Annotated in this window: 2 protein-coding genes and 1 pseudogene; 1 reads left to right on the forward strand and 2 read right to left on the reverse strand. The window is 67.1% G+C overall.

What is annotated here, in order from left to right; all coding sequences use genetic code 11:
- On the reverse strand, window positions 1-213 hold a 213-nt coding region (locus B9G38_RS17305; RefSeq protein WP_143415631.1), incomplete at its 3' end, for a DEAD/DEAH box helicase.
- A gap of 568 nt (window positions 214-781) precedes the next feature.
- On the opposite strand from B9G38_RS17305, the gene B9G38_RS18120 reads away from it, so the two are divergent.
- A complete protein-coding gene (locus B9G38_RS18120; RefSeq protein ID WP_086221178.1) occupies window positions 782-1,030 on the forward strand; it encodes a hypothetical protein in 249 nt (82 codons plus the stop codon).
- 94 nt (window positions 1,031-1,124) lie between these two features.
- On the opposite strand, the pseudogene B9G38_RS17315 reads toward B9G38_RS18120, so the two are convergent.
- Window positions 1,125-1,478: pseudogene (locus B9G38_RS17315) on the reverse strand (class I SAM-dependent methyltransferase); the annotation flags it as partial.

Genomic DNA, 1,478 nt, shown 5'->3' on the forward strand with positions numbered 1-1,478 from the left:
GGCCTTGCGGCCGCGCTCGATCGAGGAGAGCATAGCCAGCTCCGCGATGAGCGTCTTGCCCGACGCGGTCGGCACGGCCGCGACGAGGCTCTCGCCGTCGACGACGCCCGCCTCGACGGCCGCCTGCTGGGGCGGGTACAGCTCCGCGACGCCCTCCGCTTCGAGCGCCTCGCCGACGCCCGCGGGGAGCCCGGAGAGCGAACTCGGTTCCATGACCGGAGTCTGGGCCCCGACCCGATTTAAACCGTCGGAAGAGCGTAGTGCCGGGAGAGGGCGAGCGCGGGCGCAACCGCCGACGGCGACGTATATTTATAAATCGATCCGCGGTGGCGCGTGCCTCCGAGCGTCCGAAGGACGCGAGGAGCACGCGCGAGGGAGTCGCTGGCGCCGGGACGGCGCCAGCGACGAGGCTGGGGAGGTGTGAGGTGCGGTTGCTGTGCGGGGCGGGACTCAAAGGGGCAGCCGCGAAGCCGCCGCAGACGACGCAAGCACCGCAGCGAGCAGCGCGAGCGAGGAGCGCAGCGAGTGTGCGGCGGCTTCGCGGCTGGGGCTTTGACGGTGTTTGTCGCCGATCCGTCGTCACTCATTTATAAACGAGCGGCTGTGGCTGTGGAGGTAATCGCCATCGTCGCGAATTCATCGATATATCAGCGGTTCTGTCGGCGAGCGGTGCGTAAGACGCTGCCTCGCAGGAGGTTCACGCGGGTAAGCAAACGGGGAATCGAACCCGCCCGTCAGTTGACACCAGAAAATATTCACCGAAATAATGCGCCTCAGAGGTATGGCGTTCGTACAGGCGTTCCGCGAGTACTCGCTCTGGCTCCTCTGGATTTCGACGGTCTGTATCGGGGTCGGCGTCGGGTTCATTCGGGGATGGAACGCGAACAACGCCTTCAGATCGGAGAACCGTCCCGAGGTGTCGTCGGTTCCGCCGGTGCCGGAGGACGTCACCATCGCCGTGCTCTGGCTGATAATCGCGCTCGTCGCGACGGGCGTTCTCAGGGCCGTCGCCGGTCGGCGGGAGTCGTGAGGCGTCCGTGCGCCGACCCCGCGTCACGCGTCGAACGTGACCGTCGCGCGGCGTCGGGCGCGTATAGCTACCGGCCGCTGTTTATAAACGCAGATCAGGGAGCGACGCCGACCGTCAACAGCGTCCCCCACGTGCGGTAGCGGTCGACCATCGCCTCGCGGCTCTCGTACCCCTCGGTCGGAAACTCCGAAGCCTCCGGAATCTCCGTCTCCCGGTCCGGGATCGCGTCCTGCTCGGCGACGTACAGGCCGGCCTCGCGGAACGCCTCGCGGTACTGCTCGCGCGACCACAGCGTCATGTCGACCGAGATGTTCTCCTGCCACGCGTGGGTCGTCTCGCTCTCCGCGAAGTAGTTGACCGCGCAGTAGAAGGTGCCACCCGGCCGCAGGACGCGGCGGACCTCTTCGAGCGTGTGGACCGGATCGGCCGCATAATAGAACGCCTCCAT

It is taken from the genome of Halorubrum sp. SD612 (genome assembly GCF_002135005.1).